Source organism: Psychrobacter sp. van23A, from assembly GCF_030845275.1.
In the GTDB taxonomy this organism is placed as follows: Bacteria; Pseudomonadota; Gammaproteobacteria; order Pseudomonadales; family Moraxellaceae; genus Psychrobacter; species Psychrobacter faecalis.
This window is the reverse complement of sequence record NZ_CP132595.1, coordinates 933,747-955,803: the sequence shown is the minus strand read 5'-3', so window position 1 is coordinate 955,803 and position 22,057 is coordinate 933,747. Positions and strand designations below refer to the sequence as shown.

17 protein-coding genes and 1 pseudogene are annotated in these 22,057 nt (G+C 43.5%); 8 read left to right on the top strand and 10 right to left on the bottom strand.

Features of this window, described 5'->3' with window-relative positions; translation table 11 throughout:
- Positions 1-15 precede the first annotated feature (15 nt).
- Positions 16-1,170 (top strand): cysteine protease StiP domain-containing protein, encoded by a 1,155-nt coding sequence (locus RAH45_RS04230; protein ID WP_227678217.1) that lies wholly within the window; start codon positions 16-18, stop codon positions 1,168-1,170.
- Positions 1,171-1,301: 131 nt separating this feature from the next.
- A complete protein-coding gene (locus RAH45_RS04225) occupies positions 1,302-2,378 on the top strand; it encodes an HpcH/HpaI aldolase/citrate lyase family protein (RefSeq protein ID WP_198327902.1) in 1,077 nt (358 codons plus the stop codon).
- 178 nt (positions 2,379-2,556) lie between these two features.
- Here the strand turns inward: RAH45_RS04225 and RAH45_RS04220 are convergent, their stop codons facing one another.
- Positions 2,557-3,369 (bottom strand): alpha/beta fold hydrolase, encoded by an 813-nt coding sequence (locus RAH45_RS04220; protein ID WP_198327901.1) that lies wholly within the window; start codon positions 3,367-3,369, stop codon positions 2,557-2,559.
- 329 nt (positions 3,370-3,698) lie between these two features.
- Between RAH45_RS04220 and RAH45_RS04215 the strand changes: the two genes are divergently transcribed.
- Positions 3,699-4,496 carry an enoyl-CoA hydratase/isomerase family protein gene (locus RAH45_RS04215; RefSeq protein ID WP_198327900.1) on the top strand — a complete coding sequence of 266 codons (798 nt, stop codon included), beginning with the start codon at positions 3,699-3,701 and terminating at the stop codon, positions 4,494-4,496.
- A 96-nt stretch (positions 4,497-4,592) separates the two neighbouring features.
- Here RAH45_RS04215 and RAH45_RS04210 read toward each other — a convergent pair whose 3' ends face one another.
- The 3 genes from RAH45_RS04210 to acnB all read right to left on the bottom strand — a co-directional run bounded on the left by RAH45_RS04210 (position 4,593) and on the right by acnB (position 8,430).
- Positions 4,593-5,039: a PACE efflux transporter gene (locus RAH45_RS04210; RefSeq protein ID WP_193031206.1), complete on the bottom strand. Its 447-nt coding sequence runs from the start codon at positions 5,037-5,039 to the stop codon at positions 4,593-4,595.
- 156 nt (positions 5,040-5,195) lie between these two features.
- A complete protein-coding gene (locus RAH45_RS04205; RefSeq protein ID WP_306495569.1) occupies positions 5,196-5,639 on the bottom strand; it encodes a DUF805 domain-containing protein in 444 nt (147 codons plus the stop codon).
- A 187-nt stretch (positions 5,640-5,826) separates the two neighbouring features.
- Positions 5,827-8,430, bottom strand: coding sequence for a bifunctional aconitate hydratase 2/2-methylisocitrate dehydratase (gene acnB, locus RAH45_RS04200; protein ID WP_068406186.1), 2,604 nt, complete (start codon positions 8,428-8,430; stop codon positions 5,827-5,829).
- Positions 8,431-8,765: 335 nt separating this feature from the next.
- On the opposite strand from acnB, the gene RAH45_RS04195 reads away from it, so the two are divergent.
- A complete protein-coding gene (locus tag RAH45_RS04195; RefSeq protein WP_193031204.1) occupies positions 8,766-9,161 on the top strand; it encodes a carboxymuconolactone decarboxylase family protein in 396 nt (131 codons plus the stop codon).
- Positions 9,162-9,357: 196 nt separating this feature from the next.
- Positions 9,358-10,401, top strand: coding sequence for a lipoyl synthase (gene lipA, locus RAH45_RS04190; RefSeq protein ID WP_068406192.1), 1,044 nt, complete (start codon positions 9,358-9,360; stop codon positions 10,399-10,401).
- A 118-nt stretch (positions 10,402-10,519) separates the two neighbouring features.
- Here the strand turns inward: lipA and RAH45_RS04185 are convergent, their stop codons facing one another.
- Genes RAH45_RS04185 through RAH45_RS04175 form a run of 3 tightly spaced genes read right to left on the bottom strand, consistent with a single transcriptional unit; the run spans position 10,520 to position 14,112 of the window.
- Positions 10,520-12,601, bottom strand: a complete 2,082-nt coding sequence (locus tag RAH45_RS04185; RefSeq protein WP_306495568.1) for a TRAP transporter permease — start codon at positions 12,599-12,601, stop codon at positions 10,520-10,522.
- Positions 12,573-13,118: a DUF1850 domain-containing protein gene (locus RAH45_RS04180; protein ID WP_191690573.1), complete on the bottom strand. Its 546-nt coding sequence runs from the start codon at positions 13,116-13,118 to the stop codon at positions 12,573-12,575. The genes RAH45_RS04185 and RAH45_RS04180 overlap by 29 nt, the downstream gene beginning before the upstream one ends.
- The gene (locus tag RAH45_RS04175; protein WP_373429184.1) at positions 13,096-14,112 is read right to left on the bottom strand and encodes a TAXI family TRAP transporter solute-binding subunit; all 1,017 of its coding nucleotides are present in this window, start codon (positions 14,110-14,112) and stop codon (positions 13,096-13,098) included. Before RAH45_RS04175 ends, RAH45_RS04180 begins: the two co-directional genes overlap by 23 nt.
- A gap of 573 nt (positions 14,113-14,685) precedes the next feature.
- Here RAH45_RS04175 and RAH45_RS04170 point away from each other — a divergent pair.
- On the top strand, positions 14,686-15,072 hold the full coding sequence (locus tag RAH45_RS04170; RefSeq protein ID WP_191690569.1) for a hypothetical protein: 387 nt from the start codon (positions 14,686-14,688) through the stop codon (positions 15,070-15,072).
- Positions 15,073-15,231: 159 nt separating this feature from the next.
- Positions 15,232-16,914: pseudogene (locus tag RAH45_RS04165) on the top strand (alkaline phosphatase).
- Between the two features lie 146 nt (positions 16,915-17,060).
- Here the strand turns inward: RAH45_RS04165 and RAH45_RS04160 are convergent.
- The 3 genes from RAH45_RS04160 to uvrB all read right to left on the bottom strand — a co-directional run bounded on the left by RAH45_RS04160 (position 17,061) and on the right by uvrB (position 21,083).
- Complete coding sequence (locus RAH45_RS04160; RefSeq protein ID WP_102077848.1) at positions 17,061-17,438, bottom strand: hypothetical protein; 378 nt, start codon at positions 17,436-17,438, stop codon at positions 17,061-17,063.
- Between the two features lie 237 nt (positions 17,439-17,675).
- Complete coding sequence (locus tag RAH45_RS04155; protein WP_225211591.1) at positions 17,676-18,746, bottom strand: pyridoxal phosphate-dependent aminotransferase; 1,071 nt, start codon at positions 18,744-18,746, stop codon at positions 17,676-17,678.
- Between the two features lie 225 nt (positions 18,747-18,971).
- The gene (gene uvrB / locus RAH45_RS04150) at positions 18,972-21,083 is read right to left on the bottom strand and encodes an excinuclease ABC subunit UvrB (protein ID WP_191690563.1); all 2,112 of its coding nucleotides are present in this window, start codon (positions 21,081-21,083) and stop codon (positions 18,972-18,974) included.
- Between the two features lie 424 nt (positions 21,084-21,507).
- Here uvrB and dps point away from each other — a divergent pair, with 424 nt between their 5' ends.
- Positions 21,508-21,993: a DNA starvation/stationary phase protection protein Dps gene (gene dps / locus RAH45_RS04145; RefSeq protein WP_068406213.1), complete on the top strand. Its 486-nt coding sequence runs from the start codon at positions 21,508-21,510 to the stop codon at positions 21,991-21,993.
- Positions 21,994-22,057 lie beyond the last annotated feature (64 nt).

The window sequence follows — 22,057 nt, the reverse complement described above, 5'->3', positions numbered from 1 at the left end:
ATAACGAACCCTAATATGCGAAAAATGCAGGAATATGGCTCAGGCAGCTATCTTGCCAGCGATGTGACTGTGCTGCTTGATATCGTTGATAAAGACGCCGTTGCCGATGTACCTGTGAGCCAGAAAGAAGCGCTCATCCAAAGTGGACAGCGCCATTATTCTGATATGTTGACACTAGAGCATACGCCGACTGCCATGCATGAGCAATTGTATCAGCAGGCATTAGCGCAAGGTACCACGAGAACCGCAACTGATATTGCTAACTTGGCTTATACGCTACATCATATTTTTTGGCAAACGGTAAGTACTGAACGTCCATTAATATTAGTCAGCTTGGTACGCGCAGGTTTACCCATTGGCGTATTGTTGCAGCGTGCATTAGTAGCTGATAGCAGCTATGCGTTGCCAAGTGTGCATTATGGTATCAGTATCATTCGCGATCGCGGCCTTGATCCAGTCGCGCTGCAGATGATATTGGATGCTCATCCAAACAGTGCCATCGTATTTGTCGACGGCTGGACGGGCAAAGGAGCGATTTATCAAGAGCTATCTCGTAGCTTAGATATCTTTAGCAACCCTAATCATCCAAATTTTGCCAATATTTTCCATCAGGGTGAGAATGTTATTCCTCTATTAACCCTTGCTGACCCCGCAAGCGTTGCTTGGTTAGCGGCAAGCGAGGAAGATTGGCTGATTCCATCGGGGTTATTGAACAGTACCGTATCTGGGCTGATATCACGCAGTTTATATACCGAGCCGCAATCGGGGCTACATCGTAGCGTTTTTTATGATAACTTGGTTGCGGTAGACCATAGCCTAGCCTTTGTTGATCATATTGATAGCACGCGGCTTGCATTGTCTACGTCTCCACAATACTTGCAAACGTTCAAGCAACCACGCTATCAGACTGCGGATTTAATTGATACGTTGGCAATTGATTATGACATTGACAATCGTAATCGTATTAAGCCGACCATTGCAGAGGCGACACGGGCGATATTACGCCGTGATCCTGAGCGCATCTTGCTGGCCACCGCCGATCACCCAGATACCGTATTATTGCGCCATTTATGTAGCGAGCGCGATATCAATATCACGGTATTAGGTGCTAAAATACTCCCCTATCAAGCGATTACGCTGATCAAGCAGCGGTCAACAAACCGTCCATGATTTATTAATGTATTGATGTATTGCGAAAGAAATGCATCAATCCTGCATCAGCAGCGCTGTTTTTATCATACGTCCTTACGCTATGATTTTTTGCTATAACCATTCATTTATCACTATTTACGATGCCAACTATGTCCGATATACCGCACAACGAGTCCAACCTTTATAACAACAATCAGTCTTATGCCCACCTAATTACCGAGCGTCATGCGATGCTCAAACCGCTTACCCATCATCCGTATCAATTGGGTGCTAGCCTTTATATGCCTGCAACGCGGCAAGATATTTGGCAAGTCATTACACGCGACAAATTGCCGACGATTAACAGTATTATTATCTGCTTAGAAGATGCGGTCAGCCATAGCGATGTTGAGTTGGCGCTCATACGTCTACAAACGCTGCTACATACGTGGGCGGCGCATGTCGATAGCATTAATGACCCAACAAAAAAAAATGGCATTCAATCAAAAGCGCACACCAATCAACCAACCAGACCACTAGTCTTTATTCGTCCGCGTCATCCGGCGATGCTAGAGCAGCTGGCAGATTTTGCGCATATTGATTTGGTCGACGGTTTTGTCATGCCAAAAGTCGATATGTATAGTTTGTCTAATTGGCGTATGGCGTCTCAGAATTTAAGCACTGAGCAGCTATTGATGCCGACGCTTGAGACAGCAGCGCTCTTTAACCCGCATCACAATCAAGAATTGGCGATTGGCTTTAAAGAAGCCTTCAGTCAACCCGTTTTTGCCCTGCGTATCGGTGGTAACGACTTATTTGCCGCACTGCGTTTACGCCGTCCTAAAAATAGCATCGTTTATGATACCCCGATTGGTACGCTCGCCTATCAGCTGCTTGGCTGCTTTGTACCGCATGGTTTTTATCTTACCGCGCCAGTATTTGAATACTTAGAGCAGCCAACGCTGTTTATGAAAGAGCTGATGCGTGATGTGAACTTAGGACTGGTCGGCAAAACGGTCATTCACCCAAGCCAGATTGCGTTGGTACAGCAGGCGTATTGCGTGCCGCTGAGCACCTTGGATGAAGCGCAGGCAATCTTGCATAGCGAGGCAAAGGCGGTCTTTAAATATAACGATACCATGCTTGAGCCTGCCACGCACCGTGCATGGGCCACCGAAATCGTCAATCGCGCTGAGGTCTTTGGCACCCTTGATGATATTAATAGCGACTATACGACCCGCTTATAAATAAAGACGTTAGCCTGACTGCTTTATAGTATTTTTTAAAACTGCCGCTTTAACGTTAATCTGCTAAATGGTTTCAATAAAAAAGCCGTTATCCTATTTAAGTTAACGGCTTTTTTTCGTATAAATACTTTATTAATTGCTATGTCTGATTCAAAACTGGTTCCAGTCTCGCTCAAAGTTAGACACAGTGGGCTAAAAAGGTATTAATCACTTTATTAACCTGCTCAGGCTCTTCTACCGTCGCTGTATGTCCAGCGCCTTTAATAACCGCAAGCTTTGAGCCTTTAATGGCAAAATGCATGCGCTCCGCTTTTGAATAAGGCGTTGCCACATCTTCATCACCAACGATAATCAATGTCGGCGTGCTAATCTCGCCTAGCTGATCGTAAGTGCCCGAGCGCTCAATGACACCTGTGGTCGCCTTAACGACCCCGCCCTTACGATTGCCTTGTAACATCGTGAGCCACGCTCTGCGATCAGCCTTACGCGACTTATCGTTCAAAAAGCTACTGCCAAACATAATAGGCATGACTTTTTGACTGACTCGCTTCATACCCAGCCAGCGGATAGCCTTCATCAATTTGCGATACTGCGGGACGTTTTTTGGGTCTTCAGGGTCTGCTGACGTTTCAAGTAAGGTCAGCGATAACACTAACTCCGGACGTTTTAGCGCGATACGCTGAGCGACAAAACCACCCATCGATAACCCTAAAAAATGGCATTTATCAATATCTAGCGCATCCAACAATGCTAGCGTATCCTCGGTCAGCGTCTCCATATCATAGCCTGATTTGGTAATCTCCGACTGACCTTGCCCACGAAAATCAAACGCAATACAGCGGCAGCCAGATTTAAAGTACTCCACTTGCTTATCATACATCCGCGTATTCCATAGTAGCCCATGCGCAAAGACCATCACTGGCTTTTGCTTATCCTCCGGCGCGCTGTCTTCATAATAAATATCAACGTTATTCACATTTATCATTGGCATAATTACCTCCTTGTTTGTTGCTTGTTGATTGCTTGTTTGGTTAACGAAATCCTTAACATTACTGCCATTTAGCATAATGCACCAAGCGGATACTTCATAGCGTTATTTTTGCACGGCAGATAATATATATTTATTAAATCAAATATAAGACAAAATAAGGAAAACTCAAACATTTTTGTCCGTGCCTTTAGCGCCCACAAAACCCGCTTTTATAATCATAACAAGCTGCTATAGTAATCAGCTTGCATGACTTGTTACAACTTTGTCCATTATAACCTTCATTGTTATCCGCAATGCTTATCTAGAACTTCTTACTAAGGAAACCAACCATGTCACAACCTTTGGTCGAATATCACAGCGAAAATCATATTGCCACCATTACCATGAATGACCCTAAGACGCTAAATGCCTTTAGCACACCATTAAAAGGCGCGATTATGGATGCGCTTGATAAGGCTGATCAAGATGCCGACGTACGCGTGATCGTGTTGCAAGGATCAAACAATAATTTCTCTAGCGGCGGTCATATCGGTGAGATGTTAGAGAATGGCATGGAATCAGAAGCACTTGTGGCAAAGCTTGATTTTATGCTCAGAGAAGTGGCTGAGGTAAGCTTAAAGCTACGGAATATTCACAAACCCATTATTGCCAAATTAGAAGGTGCCGTCGCGGGTGCTGGGATGAACTTGGCATTAACCTGTGATTTCCGTATTGCCGCTGACAATGCTAAATTTGTGCAAGCATTTGTCAATATCGGCTTGATTCCAGATGCGGGCGGTATTTACTTGCTCAATCAATTGATTGGCGCGGCGAAAACCACTGAGCTTGTGATGCTGGGTGATAAGCTTACTAGCGACGATGTCGCGCGTCTAAACTTAGTCAATAGCGTCGTAAGCAAAGATGAGCTTGACGCCAGCGTATTGGCATTGGCAACTCGCCTAAGTAATTTACCCGGTAAAGCTTTGGCATCAATGAAGCATATGATTAACGTACATGCTTTTTCAGGTTTAAATGAAGCGCTCGATATGGAAGTTGACCAACAAACCATGATGGCAAAAACCGCTGACTTTGCCGAAGGCATCACCGCCTTTATGGAAAAACGTAAGCCCGTTTATCAAGGTAAATAAAAGCTTCTAACGCTACCTTCTGTACTATCAACAAAAAGACTGCCTAATTTAATAGCAGTCTTTCTGTTGATCATTTAATAAGATTAATTTCTGTATTTATGAAGAAGCAGAAGCACTCTTATCGTAATGTGGTAAGGTGAATATCTTGTCAAAACCTAAGGTAAATACAAAGGTATAAACCAAGAAAAATAGCAGTAACGCCGCCTCCATCATAAATGCTTTGATTAAACCAACGTCATACCAAATCATATAAAGTGGCAGGCAAATCAATACCAAGCCACCTTCAAACCCTATCGCATGAGCGCTGCGGATTAATAAGGTACGCTTTTTAACCTGCTTGCGCCGTTCCCACGCTTCGAAAGCCGTATTGTATAAAAAGTTCCAAATCACAGCGGCTAATGACACCATCACCGCAACGGGTAACGACTCTGCCGCATCGCTGCCGCTAAGTTTCATGAGCACAAAGGTAGAAGCAATAATAGCGATAATTTCAAAGATGGTCACATAGACAATACGACGTTTGAGTGGGGGTAAAGTAATCAACCAAGACTCCAAAGCACTTAGCACTTAAGTATAAACAAAAAGTTGCTTAGTAAAGTATCGGTCCGTCCCGAGATAGAAATGAGAAAAGAGTGCAGAGCCACGGTTTCCGCCTGCCCCTATATTATACATAAGATAATGAGAGAAACCAGTCGCAGCTTATTTTGCTGGTGGACCCCATTGATTGATTTCGAGCTTGGTATCGCTCGCTAAAAATACCAGTAAGATAATAGAGCCTATCAATGGCAAAATAGATATCAAAAACCACCATCCTGAACGGCTAGTATCATGCAATCTGCGAATAGTCACTGCTAAGCCCGGCAAGAACAAACCAAGCGCTACAACAATATAAAATAACCCTATTTCTGAATTGAAGATAATCGTATCTAAAATCATCGCTATGATGACCAATCCCATTTGCACCAATACGAAATACCAATACTCTTTACGCCGAGCACGTCCAGAGAAATTGGCATAATTCCTTAGACCTTTTTTAAACCAGTCCATAATGCCATAGTTTGCCTCAGCACTATGATTATTAACCATCCCAGAATTTGGTAAAGGTGGCGGCGTTACTTTATCAAGCATATTTTTATTTTCCATAGGATTTATTATCACTCACCTTTAACGGTAGAGTCGCCAACTAAAACATTTAATCAACGACTTTGATTATAAGCACTCAATAAAAGTTTGCAAACCATTATTCATATTTTTCAAACATGTAAAAAACCCCGTATCATCACGATACGGGGTTTGTTTTCAAAAAATTAAGAAGCTTTCGAATGAAAAACTAGGTCAACTGAGCAACGTTAATTTTATCCGCTTCTTCAGTATAGTCTTCCATACGATCAAAGTTCATGTATTTATAAACTTCATCGCCCATGCTGTTTAGCATGCCAGCATACTGCTGGTATTCGTCGTTGGTTGGCAATTTACCAAGTACCGCTGCTACCGCTGCAAGCTCTGCAGACGCGAGATAAACGTTCGCGCCTTGACCAAGACGGTTCGGGAAGTTACGGGTAGACGTTGAAACGGCCGTAGATTTCGGTGCGATACGTGCTTGGTTACCCATACATAGTGAACAACCTGGCATTTCAGTACGAGCGCCGGCTTGAGCGTAGATGTTGTAATAACCTTCTTCCATCAACTGACGCGCATCCATCTTAGTCGGTGGCGCAATCCATAGACGAGTTTTGAGGCTTCCCGCTGGTACGTCTTGTAGCAGTTTACCCGCAGCACGGAAGTGACCAATGTTGGTCATACATGACCCAATGAATACTTCATCAATGGTATCACCAGCGACGTCAGCCAATGTTTTAGCATCGTCTGGATCGTTCGGGCAGCAAAGAATTGGCTCTTTGATCTCGCTCATATCGATAGTCATATCGATAGCATATTCTGCATCTTCGTCAGCACGCATGAGGCTTGGGTTCGCTAGCCATTCTTGCATTTGCTCAACGCGGCGGCTGATGGTACGCGCATCGCCATAGCCTTCTGAAATCATCCATTTAAGCAAGGTGATGTTCGAGTTTAGGTACTCAGTCACTGATTCTTCAGACAAAGTAATGGTACAACCAGCAGCACTACGCTCAGCTGACGCATCAGACAATTCAAACGCTTGCTCAGCGGTCAAGTCTTCTAGACCTTCGATCTCTAAAATACGACCGTTAAACTCGTTGATTTTACCTTTCTTATCAACGGTCAAATAACCTTCTTTGATGGCTTGATAAGGAATCGCATGGACCAAGTCACGTAGCGTGATACCAGGTTGACGTTCGCCAACGAAGCGGACACGAACAGATTCAGGCATATCAAGTGGCATCACACCAGTTGCTGCTGCGAATGCAACCAAACCAGAACCGGCTGGGAACGAGATACCCATTGGGAAACGCGTATGCGAGTCACCACCAGTACCAACGGTATCTGGAAGTAGCATACGGTTAAGCCACGAGTGAATGATACCATCACCAGGACGTAAGCTGACGCCGCCACGGTTCATGATAAAGTCAGGCAATGTATGCTGAGTTTCAACGTCAACTGGCTTTGGATAAGCTGCGGTATGACAGAACGACTGCATCACAAGATCCGCTTGGAAACCCAAACATGCCAAATCTTTTAGCTCATCACGGGTCATCGGACCTGTGGTATCTTGCGAGCCGACCGTCGTCATTTTTGGCTCACAGTACATGCCCGGACGTACGCCTTCTAGACCACACGCTTTACCAACCATTTTTTGTGCAAGGGTAAAGCCTTTACCGGTATCAGCTGGCTCTTCTGGCTTAGCAAATACGTCTGAATGACCAAGACCCATATATTCACGAGCACGATTGGTCAAACCACGACCAACGATTAGTGGTATACGGCCGCCTGCGCGCACTTCGTCAAGCAAGGTTGGCGAGTTTAGCGTAAAGGTTGACAATACTTCGTCAGAGTCGTGCTTGGTGATTTTGCCTTCATACGGATAGATGTCAAACACATCGCCCATGTTTAGGTTATCAACGGCCACTTTTTCGATTGGTAAGGCGCCAGAATCTTCCATAGTGTTAAAGAAGATAGGAGCGATATTGTTACCTAATACTAGACCACCACCACGTTTGTTTGGTACGTTCGGAATGTCTTCGCCCATGAGCCACAATACAGAGTTGGTTGCAGACTTACGGCTAGAACCGGTACCAACCACGTCACCAACATAGGCAAGTGGATGACCTTTTTCTTTTAACGCTTCGATTTGCTTCATTGGACCAACAACACCCTCTTCGTCAGCAAAGATGCCGTCGCGAGAGTTTTTGTGCATGGCTAATGAATGCAATGGAATGTCGGGGCGGCTCCACGCGTCTTGCGCTGGTGACAAGTCATCAGTGTTGGTTTCGCCAGTGACTTTAAAGGTGGTATAAGTAGTTTTCTCTGGTACTTCAGGACGGCTTAAGAACCACTCCGCGTCGGCCCAAGATTGCACCACTTCTTTAGCAATAGCATTGCCAGCTTCGGCTTTTTCGGTCACGTCATTGAACGCGTCAAATACGAGTAATGTTTTCTTTAACGCATCAGCAGCTTCTTGTGCGACTTCCGCGTCATCAAGCGCGGCAACTAATGGCTGAACGTTGTAACCACCTTGCATGGTGCCTAAAATTTCAACGGCTTTTTTCTTGCTGATAAGTGGTGAAGTCGCTTCGCCTTTAACAATAGCAGCTAAAAATGCAGCTTTAACATAAGCGGCTTGGTCAACACCGGCAGGAATACGGTTTTCTAACAAGTCCATCAAGAACGCATCTTCGCCCGCTGGTGGGTTTTTAAGTAGCTCTACCAATTCTGCTACCTGCTTCTCATTTAATGGAAGTGGTACAGTCCCTAGCTCAGCACGTTCTGCGACATGTTTACGATAAGCTTCTAACACAATAGTCGTCCTCGTCGGTTGGTGACCAGTACATCACGTGAGTAGTCAGGATGACAGCCTACATCGATGTACTGCATTGAATAATTATCCGTGCAATCATAGCTCAAAACGCTCAAAATGTTAATGGCTGAGCCGCGAAAAGGCGCAGAATAACGCCATATTGGACATTTATTATAAAAATAGTGCCATAACTAATATGATTGACGCGGTTAAATAAAAACCGTGTGCCTGCTATACTCTGACAACCTCAGAACTTATCAGATGTTTTACGTTAGCGAATTTTTATATGCGACTTGATAAAACACACTTTGCCAATAAATATTAAGGATAATAAGATGGACGATAATGCCAATTATCAAAACGGTCTAAAAGTTCGTACCGAAGTGATGGGCGAGCGACATGTCAAACGCTCGCTCGATTCGGCGACCCCATTTACCCAGCCGCTGCAAGACTGGATTATCGAACACGCTTGGGGCAGCACGTGGCAAGACGACACCATACTACCGCGCAAATATCGCTCCTTAATTACCATGGCTTTTTTAATTGCGCAAAAAAGCCCAAATGAGCTCAAGGGACACATCCGAGGAGCAATTAATAATGGCGCCAGCGTCGCTGAAATCCGAGAAGTACTGATGCATAGCCTGCCTTATTGCGGCGCACCTGCTACCCAAGAAGCGTTTCGCGCAGCCATAGATGTGCTAAATGACATGGACATTGATATCAATAAATAAAACTAGGGTAAAGGTGCGCTTCGTAGTAGTCTTATTAGTGATAAAACCTTATTTAGCCTTAGTAGCTTTTTTGATTGTCTTAACAAGATTGCCCAAAAAACCTTGAGCCATTATCTGCTATAATAGCTGCATCCATAAAACATTCTAATAATGCCAAAAACCCTTATCATATCAAGGGTTAAGAGAACATTTGATTATGACAAACGCCGTACAAACCCACGTCCCCGCTGCCCGTGCAAAACCGAAAAAAGCCATCCAAGGCGAAAAGCTACGTGGCTACGATAAGGTCGCGCGTATCCCAATTAAAGTGATTCCGACCGTCGAGGCCAAGAAAAAGCCTGATTGGATTCGGGTTAAAATGTCGTCACCTGCGGAAGTAGCGCGTATCAAAGCCACTCTGCGTGAGCAAAAGCTTTATACCGTCTGTGAAGAAGCCGCTTGCCCGAATCTGCCGCAGTGCTTCGCTGATGGTACGGCAACCTTTATGATTATGGGTGATATCTGTACCCGTCGTTGCCCGTTTTGTGATGTCGGTCATGGTCGTCCAAATGAATTGGACAAAGACGAGCCACGCCATACCGCTGAGACCATTCAAGGTCTAGGTCTGAAATACGCAGTGATTACTTCAGTTGACCGCGATGATTTAAAAGACGGCGGTGCTGGACATTTCGTTGAAGTTCTCAATGAATCGCGCGCGCTAAGCCCAAATTGCTTGATTGAAATACTAGTGCCAGATTTCCGTGGGCGTATGGAAATAGCCTTAGATTTATTGACTGAAACCGCGCCAGATGTGTTTAACCACAATATCGAAACCGTGCCGCGTCTGTATAAAGCCTTCCGTCCAGGCTCTGACTATCAGCATTCATTAGATTTGCTTAAAATTTATAAAGAGCGCCGTCCTGATATCGCCACCAAATGCGGGTTTATGGTTGGACTTGGTGAGACCGAAGAAGAAATCTATGCGCTGCTTGACGATTTAAAAGCCCATGACGTCGATATGATTACCATTGGACAGTATCTGCAACCTAGTAAGGATCATGCGCCAGTTGATCGTTACGTACATCCAGACGAATTCCAGCGTTATATGGACTATGGTAAAAAGATTGGTTTCTTTAGCATTTGGGCCGGCCCAATGGTACGCTCAAGCTACTTTGCCGATCGTCAATACTATGGTGAAGATTGCCCAGCACCAATTCGTAGCAAAAAAGCGCTTGAAGCAGAAGGTAAGCTTGGCTGCTAAGTAATATTCGTCACGATACCAAAGTAGGATGACGAATCTTAAAACATATAAAGGGCGAATAGTAGATAGTTACTATTCGCCCTTTTTTTATGCTTATACACTTAATCCCTAAATAACGTCAAACATTTAGAGGTTGGACTGCTGTTTTACTGTTTTTCATATTTAACAACGCGATACCAAGGATGATGACACCGCCTATCAAACCTGTGATAAGACCCGGATAAATCAGCAGTAAAGCACCAATTGCCAAAATGATGCGCGTGATTGTATTCATACTGCCTTTAAAATACCCTTCTAACGCCGCACTAAGGCCAATCACACCAATCACAGACGTCACAACGGCCGTAACAATATCGATGATTGGGGGCAATGGGAATTCTTTTGCCGTAACCGCAAGACCTGTCGGGTCAATCATCAACATTGCAGGATTATAAATAAACATAAATGGAACGATAAATCCAGCCAGTGCCAACTTTAACGACAGAAACCCTGTTTTCATAGGATCACCACCAGAGATACCAGCGCCAGCAAAGGCTGCCAAACAGACCGGCGGAGTAATATTGGCAAATACGCCAAAATAGAACACAAACATATGCGCCGCCAAAATAGGAATATTGAATCCTGCTAATGCGGGCGCCGCCATCGTTGCCGTAATAATATATGCAGGAATCGATGGTAATCCCATTCCTAAAACCATCGACGCCAGCATGGTTAAAATCAAGGTGAGCAATAATGAGCCTGCTCCTAAAGTGACAATCGAAGAGGTCATCACCGTACCAAAGCTCGTTAAGCTGACTACCCCAATAATAACCCCTACGACCGCACAGGCCGCCATGACCGCTAACGACTGGCGCGCACCGTCTTCTAGCGCGCCCAAAATGTCCTTAAAACTCATGCGCGTCTCAGCTCGCAGCATACTGATGACAACAGTAAAGCCAATGGTATAGGCAGCGGCATACCCTACCGGTACATTCTTAATCAATAAAAAAATCAAAAACACAATGGGTAGCAGCATATGTCCGCGCGCTTTTAATACTTCTTTTACTTGCGGCAAACTCTCTTTTGCCATACCTTTTAAGTCTCGGCGGCCTGCGCGAAAATGCACCTGCGCGATGACGCCTAAATAATACAAGATAGCAGGTAACAATGCTGCCAAAGCAATAGTGCTATACGGTAGACCTGTGGTCTCGGCCATGATAAAAGCACTAGCACCCATAATTGGCGGCAATATTTGACCACCGACTGATGCACTTGCCTCTACAGCACCCGCAAAATCTTTATGATAACCAACCTTTTTCATCAATGGGATAGTAAACGCGCCGGTACTGACTACGTTTGATAAGGCAGATCCATTGATACTGCCCATAAAGCCACTTGAGATGACAGCCACTTTAGCAGGGCCGCCTTTTTTATCGCCTGCCAGCGCTAATGCCAAATCATTAAATAGCTGACCCATGCCTGAACGCGCTAAAAATGCGCCAAAGAGGATGAATAAAAAGATAAACGTAACTGAGGCACCGATGGCAACCGAATATAGGCCTTCGGTTTTGAGGAATAACTGACCAAAAATATCGCCAAAATCATAAGGACGAGTGAGTAGCCGGTCAGGCATAAAATTCATATGGCTGATAAATGGATATAACAAAAATATTGACGCCAATATTGGTAATATCCAACCAGTAATACGCCTACTGCCCTCGAGTACACAAATCACCGTGATAATAGAGAACAATACATCCGTTTGATTGGCGATGCCACCACGTGAGGTCACAATATCTTGATACTCATAGATAAGATATGCCATTCCAGATAAAGATAACACGAACCAAACCCAGTCATACCAAGCCACCCGCTTGCGGCTACTCTTCTTACTGGCTGGAAAAATCAGAAAAATCAATGCAAAACCAATACCTACATGCACAGAACGCTGTAACAATGATGGCATAGGATTAAAAGTAATATATAGATGAAAAAGTGAATATAAAATACAAATCGCAGCGATAATATATTTTACTGGCCCTTGAGTGATATGACGCGTAATTGACTCTCGGTCGTACTTTTCTAGTATTGCTTGTGTGAGGTTAGGATCAACGTCGTCATCGATATCAGTGCTATCATGAAGGCCAGGTTGCTTAGACAACTTAGCCTCATCGCTAGAGACAGTAGTCCCGCTATTGTGATCCATCACTTGAGAGTTCATGACAAAAATCCTTATTAAATCTATCTATTAGACTATACGATTTGGGCGTAATAGTTACTGCAGAATAATCAGGCACCCATTGATGAATTAAAATACGATGACCTGCATAATCAATCTCACCTTCAGTGCGCCTTGAAACAACCCAGTTAAGACTGGGGAGTCTTTCGTTGATTTGATAGCCAACATAGCCTGGTTTTCTTATTGGAGCGACATTTTCAGTAGATGGGGTTCCCGCCCCAAAAGCTTGTAGATAAGTAGTGGTTAGCAATAAACCTTGATTCTCACGAACATATTGCTCCTCCCACCATTGCTTTTCTACAGAATGAATCCAGCGCAATTGAAAATTAGGCTCAACGAAATAACATACTTTTTTATCAGATTCAGCAACATCATCGACGCGCACCTCGATGACAGACTGGCGGGTAAAAATTACCCAGAATATTAAAACCGCTAGCGCAGCAGTCACTGCTGCGCCGACTGTTAAACTTAAGCGTTTACTTAGCTGATTGCTCTTCATAGTATTTCTTAGCGCCTGGATGGATAGGAGCTACCATTCCTTCTTGAGCAGTCTCTAAGCTAATATCATTAGCTGCTTGGTGGGCATTTTTTAGGCCATCCAAGTTTTCAAACAGCGCTTTGGTCAGTTTATAGCCATCCTCTTCAGAGATGTCAGAACGAATCAACAACGCATTCATCACGGCAGTCGTTGGAATGGCGGCATCGTTACCATATGTTCCAGCAGGAATCTCGAACGTCTTAAAGTAAGGCTTGTTTTCGATAATTTGTTTAAGCTTATCTTGATTGATGGTGACCAGCTGCAATTTGATACCCTGCTCTAGCTCTAACAGTGAAGAGTTTGGTAAGCCGCTACTAAAAAACGCCGCTTCAATCTTACCCGCTTTCATCGCATCGGCTGCATCGGCAAACCCTAGATAGTCAACTTTGACATCATCATAAGTGATACCAAAACCTTCTAACAACGTCCGAGCATTGACTTCCGTTCCAGAACCTTGATCACCAACCGCAATACGCTTACCTTTTAAATCTTCGATATTTTTGATACCAGATTTTTCTGAAGCGACTATCTGAATCACATTTGGATATAGAACGGCAACTTGTTGAATATTTGTTATCGGTTCTTTAAAGTCTTCAGTACCTTCAACCGCATTAGTGACGACATCACTAAGTGCTAGCACCATGTCGACTTTACCTTGCGTGAGTAGATTGACGTTTTCTACTGACGCCCCCGTGGTTTGGGTCTTAGCATTAACGCCAAAGGTTTTGGCGTAGATTTCTGCTAAAGAGGTGCCAATAATATTATAAGGACCTGATGCGCCCCCTGTTGCGATAGTGACAAACTTGGTTTCAAGCTTATCACTCGCCACTGAAGCAGCAGTATTGTCCGTGGTAGCGCTATCATTGGTATCAGTCGCCGTGTTGTCTGAACAGGCAACCATCGTCATACTTAAGGCAACAATTGCAGCTAGGAGAGGAGTTTTACTAAAAAACATCATTATTTTCATCCTTGATAAAATAAAGCGAATTGGATTTATAAAATATTACTTAACCATGTCACTGTAATAGTAACTAATCCGTGTTGAATTGTGAGCTTTATATACTATATTAATTTTTGAAAAGTGTAGCGTCCCATTGATACAATCAAAAGTATCCATGTAATTAAAGCATGAGGTGTCATACATTGCTATCTTGTTTTATGCGATAGCAAACATTGGCACGCATGAATCGTAGTTTATCTCTTCAAATTTGCTAAACCAAAATAATTAGACTAGCTATTGTTTCGCTACGCGGTACTAAGTTCCATATTCTTATCATCATTTAAACAGACTTTATGCACCTTGTAAACTTCTATTAACATTTCCCTTAATTGTTAAAATAACTTTGATTCTTGCCATGCGCAGCCGACGCGTGATTACTGCTTGAATAGTTAAAAGAACACTTACTGCCAATGATTATCTTTTTTACTAATACGCAGATATCTATAATTTTTCACTACTATAATTGGTCTCTATTACATATAATCGCTAATAACATCAATAGAATCGATAAACCTTAAAGGAAAACTTATGAAAAAACTATTTGCTTCGAGCATCGTTTTTGCCACATTTGTCCTAGCTGGCTGTGCCACTTCTGATATGAATACCAATGCTGGCACGGCCATCGGTTCGGCAAACGAGATTGGGATGAATATTTTTAAAGCCGCTATTGATAACCAATGCCGCAGTCAGATTGAAAAACAAAATGCTTGGCGCATTGCTAGTGTGGCGATGTCAGATGCCCAAGAGGAAGAGATAAAAGGTCGAGTTTGCGGCTGCGTCAGCGAGCAAGCGCCGCAGCAAGTGACCCTCGTTGAACTTGGCAATGCGGCAATTGATGCCAACTATCGCACCCAACTGGTCACTAAAGTGGTAGCAAAAACGCTGCAAAGCTGTTATGGCAGTATCGTTAAATAAGTAGCTGAAAAATAGATGCTGGATCAGCGACTTGACTAAAGGGCTTATTTCACGAAATAAGTTGGGTTATTGATTGCACAACCCAACTTATTCATATAGATTATTTACTATTGTGAATGACAAATGGAATTTATCTTTAACCCATGTCAAGGATGACTGATGAAAAGACGTGCATTTATAAAACTTGGTGGTCAGCTAACGGTAGCCGGCACTGTGTTGACTCAGCTCAGTGCTTGCTCATCAGATGATGATGACGTCAGGCCACCAAATAACCTCGATGGTTTAGATGGTTTAGGCTATCAAGGCGCAGCACCTTTTGTGCATGGCATTGCCAGTAGTGACCCGCTCCAAGATCGGGTCATACTATGGACACGAATTACCAATGACGGCAGTATCCAAGCCGCCAGCATTCCTGTTGCTTATAGGGTAGCAACAGACCCAGCGCTGAAAAACATCGTTACTCAAGGTCGCGCAATAGCGACAGCGCAATCCGACTTCACCGTAAAAGTCGACCCTAAAAACCTACAACCCAATACCACTTATTATTATGCTTTTGAAGCACTAGGCTATCGCTCTCCTATTGGTCGCACACGCACCATACCACAAGCAGACTTGCCAGCAAGCGAAGTTGATCGTGTGCGCTTAGCCGTGGTTTCCTGCTCAAACTATGGCTTTGGCTACTTTAATGGTTATGCCAATATCGCCAAGCAAGCCGATATCTCTGCCGTCATACATTTGGGCGATTATATCTATGAGTATCCAGAAGGCTTCTATCGCGATGACGATTTAAAAGAAGAGCGACCGCTAGAGCCAAAAAGCGAGATTATCAGCTTAGAGGATTATCGTCGCCGCTAAGCTTGCTACCGTACCGATGTCGATTTGCAAGAATGTCACCGTCAGCATCCGTTTATCGCTGTTTGGGACGATCACGAAATCGCAGACAATTCATGGAAAGGTGGTGCAGGTTTTCATACTGAGAGTAAAGGCAGCTATATAGAACGCAAAATGTCGGCCGTGCGCGCTTATCATGAGTGGATGCCTATCCGCGATGACAGTAGCAACGAGCTAGACAGTCAATTACGCATCTATCGACGTTTTGAGTTTGGTAAATTATTCGATTTAAACATGCTAGATACGCGCATATTTGGTCGCGAAAAGCTTGATGCCAAAGCCAGCAACGAGCCTGAACGTCAATCATTAGGTCTTGAACAAGAAAACTGGCTCTATTTAAAGATGCTCGAAGGTAAACGCCGACAAGCAACATGGCAAATACTCGGGCAACAAGTTATTTTGGCGCCATTTAAAGGCACTTTTGCCACCAATTCTGGCGATATTTGGTATGGGTATGCCAGTGCACGCACACGTTTGCTCAACTTTATCGAAGAAAATAATATCTCCAATACGGTTGTTTTAACTGGGGATTATCATGCTTCCTTTGCATTTGATATTGCAAAAAACCCTTTTGAAGCAAGTAGCTATAATCCTCTAACCGGCAAAGGTTCTTTAGCTGTAGAGTTCGTCTGTCCGGCATTGACGTCTTCGCCCTTTCCTGAAACCGCAGGTGTTGAGCTAAACCCGCATCAGAAATTTAACAATCAGACCGAACGTGGTTATATGCTCCTCGATATCACTGAGCAGGCGTTTCAATGTGAATGGTATTACACGGACACCTTAAAAAAACGAGATGATAGCGTAAAATTTGCAAAAAGCTTGCTTACTAAAACACAGACTAACCACTTGATTGACGGCAGTCAATCGCGCCCGCTTACTAACGTCGCTGCCCTATCTGATGCTAACAAATCTATGGCAGTGAAAAAGTCTGCCGTTTTAAGTGGCGCTTAGCACAATATGCTCCGCACAGTATTTTGCATACTTAAGGTAAAAAAATAGTAGCCAAAAAAAAGGGTGAGTCATATGATTTACCCTTTTTTATTACTCATTTAGCTAATGGGATTTATGAAATACTGACGTACTTATGATTAGTCAATTTATAACTCATTGCTAGGCGTTGGACGAACGGGCAAAGACGCGGTCGATGGCAATATTTTACTGCGATGAAAATACTTAGATGAGCCGTCGATTATCTTATTTACTTCTTTGACCAAAGCATGGATGACATCATCATAAACGCCATGATATAACTCGGTCTCAAACGCTGTAAAAGGATGCTTACGCGATGCCGAACTGACTTCTGTCACGCCCTGCTTACTATAAAAAATGTCGACGCGGCCATCACTATTTAACACACAATTCAACTCTCCGCCTTCAAGCGCCATCTCGATACGCTCAGGCATAAAAATATAATCATCCACATCCATGAGCTTTTTTTCTACTTCTCTCTTAAAAAAAGATTTGATATCAAACATACATACACCCTTTGTCTTAAAATTTTAAAAACCTTTAGCACGTCTATTCTTATGGTCTTTATGGTATGCGTCTCGCATATTTACTTATGATAAATCGTGCTTTATTAACTTATCCTATAAGGTGTACGGATACTTTTTAAGACAGAATATGTAAAACTGCGTTTGATGTTGGTAAAAAAAAGACGCCGTCTAAGCGTCCCTTCTTTTTGGTAAATCCAATCATACGATTGTGCGTAATTACACCCAGCCTTTTTCACGAAATAACTGTAACGTCTTAATAACGACTGTCATCTCTTCGGGTGTGCCAAGTGTGATGCGGTTAAAACCTGGTATCGAAGGGAACTCGCGACCAACGGCAATACCATGTTCGAGCATACGATCGATATAGGTTTGTACATCGCCATTGACTTCATGGAAAATAAAGTTGGTTTGCGAGGGTAAATAACGCAGCCCCAGCTCATCGAGCGCTGTCTCCATTATTTTTCTTGATTGATTGGTGGTTTGTAAGCTATGCGCCAAAAACGCCTCGTCTTCTAGCGTTGCTATTGCTGCTACCGCACCTAACATGTTGATATTATCGGTAGACATCAAAGACCCGATTTCTGCAATCATCGACGGATTGGCAATCGCATAACCGACGCGCAAGCCTGCTAGCCCAAATAATTTTGAGAAAGTGCGCACGACAATCAAGTTATCTGATAGCCCCTCTTTTATCCATTCAACGCCGCTCACAAAACTTGGATCGGTGATATAGCCAAAGTAGGCTTCATCCACTAAGAAATAGTGGTTTTTTGGCGCATTTTTTATCCACGCTTTGAGTGTATCCGTTTCGGTAATGATAGCGGTTGGATTATTAGGATTGCACAAATAAAAAAGACTGATACCGTCAAATTGAGCAGCCGCTTTTTGTAGATTATCAAAGTCTAAATCATAGTCATCGCGCGTTAATGGCACTTTGACTACTGGAATATCTAATGAGCGTGCATACAGCTCTGCACAGCCGAAAGTTGGGTCTGGAATAATTAGCTGAAACCTTGTATCTGTTTTTAATGCTTTGTCATGCAGCATTTGCACCACTGCTCTGATACTCTCAATTGAGCCATTGCCCAATAAAACCTGATTTTCAGGTACGCCGTTGAGAGCCGCTACTTTACTCTGCAGCGTAACGCGATGTTTATCAGGATAGCGAGCAGCGCCAGCTAAAGCATTAGTGATGGCTTCTTTGGCAGCGTCCGACATGCCTAAAGAGTTTTCATTAAAGTCTAACTTGAGTAATTTATGACTGTTGTTATCGATATTATTATGCATGATAGGTAATCCGCCTACGTCGTCCGTGAGTGATATAGCGCATGCCGCTGCGTCATATCATCTTAAGTGGCATTTATCATAATTACAAGTTATCTAATAGCAAATTATTAGTTATTAATGCATACAAGGACAAGCTTTTTTGAGTCTCATTGTTAAATAAAAAAAGGTGAGCTGCAGCCTATGCAACTCACCTTTCTACGTCTACATTCAGTCGGAATTAAACCATTAAATCAAATGCGCTTTTAATTCCAATACTTTATCACGCGTTTTTGCCGCTTCTTCAAACTTCAAATCTCGTGACATTTGCTGCATTTGTTTCTCAAGGCGTTTGATTTCTTTGGCCAGTAAATCAGGACTGCGCAAAATGCTGATATCGACATCAGGCAAATTGCTTTTCACAGGAATCACTTGATTGTCATTGACATCAAGGTTTTCACCCGTGTCAATTTTATCGGTAATACTACGGCGCGCGCCTTTTGGCGTAATATTGTGCTCAAGATTAAAGGCGACTTGTTTTTCGCGGCGACGGTCAGTCTCCTCTATCGCTTTTTCCATACTCGGTGTAATGCGGTCGGCGTACAAAATCGCTTTACCGTTTAAGTGACGGGCAGCACGGCCAATAGTCTGAATCAGCGAGCGCTCAGAACGCAAAAAGCCCTCTTTATCAGCATCAAATATCGCCACTAATGACACCTCTGGCATATCAAGCCCTTCACGCAACAGGTTAATACCGACCAACACATCATGAACGCCTGTCCGCAGCTCATGAATGATCTGCATGCGCTCAACCGTATCGATATCTGAATGCAGATAAGCGACTTTGACATCGTATTCTTTAAGGTAACTGGTCAAATCTTCTGCCATTCGCTTAGTTAATGTTGTGATAAGCACGCGCTCGTCAAGCTCACGGCGTTTGGTAATCTCCGATAACACATCATCAACCTGCGTCAATACCGGACGAATCTCAATCTCAGGGTCAATCAAGCCGGTTGGACGCACAACTTGCTCGACCACCTGCTCGCTATGCTCAAGCTCATACTGTGCTGGCGTTGCGCTAACATAAATGGTCTTTGGCTTGATACGCTCCCACTCTTCAAACTTCATCGGGCGATTATTCATGGCACTTGGCAGACGAAAACCATAATTAACGAGGTTTTCTTTACGTGACCTATCGCCTTTATACATCGCCCCAATTTGCGAAACCGTCACGTGCGATTCATCGATAAATAACAGCGCATCTTCTGGAATATAATCAAACAAAGTTGGCGGCGCTTCCCCTGACGGACGACCAGACAGATGCTGCGAGTAGTTTTCGATACCATTACAGTAGCCGAGCTGCTGAATCATTTCAAGGTCATACTGGGTACGCTCTTTTAGACGCTGCGCTTCAACCAATTTATTATTGTCGCGAAAATACTCTAAGCGCGGCTCAAGCTCAGCACGAATGGTATGACTTGCCGCTTCCAATTTATTGCGCGGGGTCACATAATGCGATTTCGGATAAATGGTAATACGCGGCACACTTCGGACGGTTTTGCCGGTTAACGGGTCAAACCAAGTAATTTTCTCCACTTCATCATCAAATAAATGCACGCGCACCGCTAGCTGCTCAGATTCCGCAGGATAAATATCTAATAGCTCACCGCGCAAGCGATAGGTACCACGGCCAAAATCTAACTCATTACGGTTATATTGCATTTCAACCAAACGTTTAATAGTAGCAGTACGATCGATTTTGTCGCCGACGACGACATGCAAGAGCATTTTTAGATAACTTTCTGGATCGCCCAAACCATAAATGCAGGAGACCGAAGCCACAATAATCGCATCACGGCGCTCAAGCAGCGCCCGCGTCGCTGATAGGCGCATTTGGTCAATATGGTCGTTGATGGCACTGTCTTTTTCGATAAAGGTATCACTCGCCGCAACATAGGCTTCCGGCTGATAATAATCGTAATAACTGACAAAATACTCAACCGCATTATTTGGAAAGAACGCTTTAAATTCGCCATAAAGCTGGGCGGCAAGGGTTTTATTGTGCGCCATAATAATGGTTGGACGTTGGCATTCAGCGATGACCTTTGCCATGGTATAAGTCTTACCAGAACCGGTCACACCGAGTAATAATTGCTCATCCATGCCTGATTTGATGCCTTTGACCAACTTTTCGATTGCTTGTGGTTGATCGCCTGCCGGCTCAAAGTCGGTGACCATCTCAAAGGCGCGGCTTGATATTTGCGTACCAGACGCGTTGACACCACTGATTTCAGCTTCGCCTTGCAGCTGAGTGGCCAATTGGTTTAACTGACGCGACGAGCGCGGTTCAGGCATTCGCATAATGGCTTTCTTCCTGACATTTATAAAAGGTTATAAGAATTTGGATTTATAACAATGTGGGGTCTAAAGCTCAGTTTTTAAAGGATAATCGTGAGTTTCATTTCCTATTTACACACATAATTAACAGCTAAAATTTGCGCTACATTGGTGGTAATTTTAAAACGACTACTATTCATTTAATGTCTATTATTTATAGGAAAGGCACAGAATGGCAGCTAAATTTACAAAGCTTTTCACGATTAACAAAGTCATTACACGACCACTTAATAAAGCCTAAAACCTAGGGGTTCAATCGCGCTCATAAATTGCTACTATGGGCACTGAATTAATGAACAAGCAGTATTAAGAAGCGATAAATACAAGCAACAACACGCTTAAAAATTAATCCAACAACTAATAAAAACTTAAAATAATGGAGTAAATTATGAGAGAACGTTACGCAAGTGGTATTGATGATAAAACCGCTGAAAAAATGGTTGAACTGTTAAACGCTAACTTAGCCAATCTGATTGACCTAAGTATGGACAGTAAGCAGTGCCATTGGAACTTACAAGGTACTGGCTTTATTGGCGTACATCAATTGTTAGATGAGACTTATGAGCGTTTGACTGAAGCATTTGATACAGTTGCCGAACGTATCGTTATTCTTGGCGGTAAAGCCAACGGTATCTCTAAGCGTGTGGTCGAAGACTCTATCTTAGAGACTTATCCAACTGATATCACAGAAGTTGATGAGCACGTACGCGAGCTTACCAATCGTTATAAAACCATTGCCGCTTCACTGCGTGAAGGTATTGATACCGCGGGCGACGCAGGCGATGAAGATACGGCAGATTTATTGACCGAAGTAAGCCGTATTGTCGATAAAGATGCTTGGTTCATCGGTGCTAATGCCCCCAAGAAAAAATAACAATGACTGAATAAATCTATAAATGGTATTCAGATAAGTATAAAAAAAGGTCACTTTTATAGTG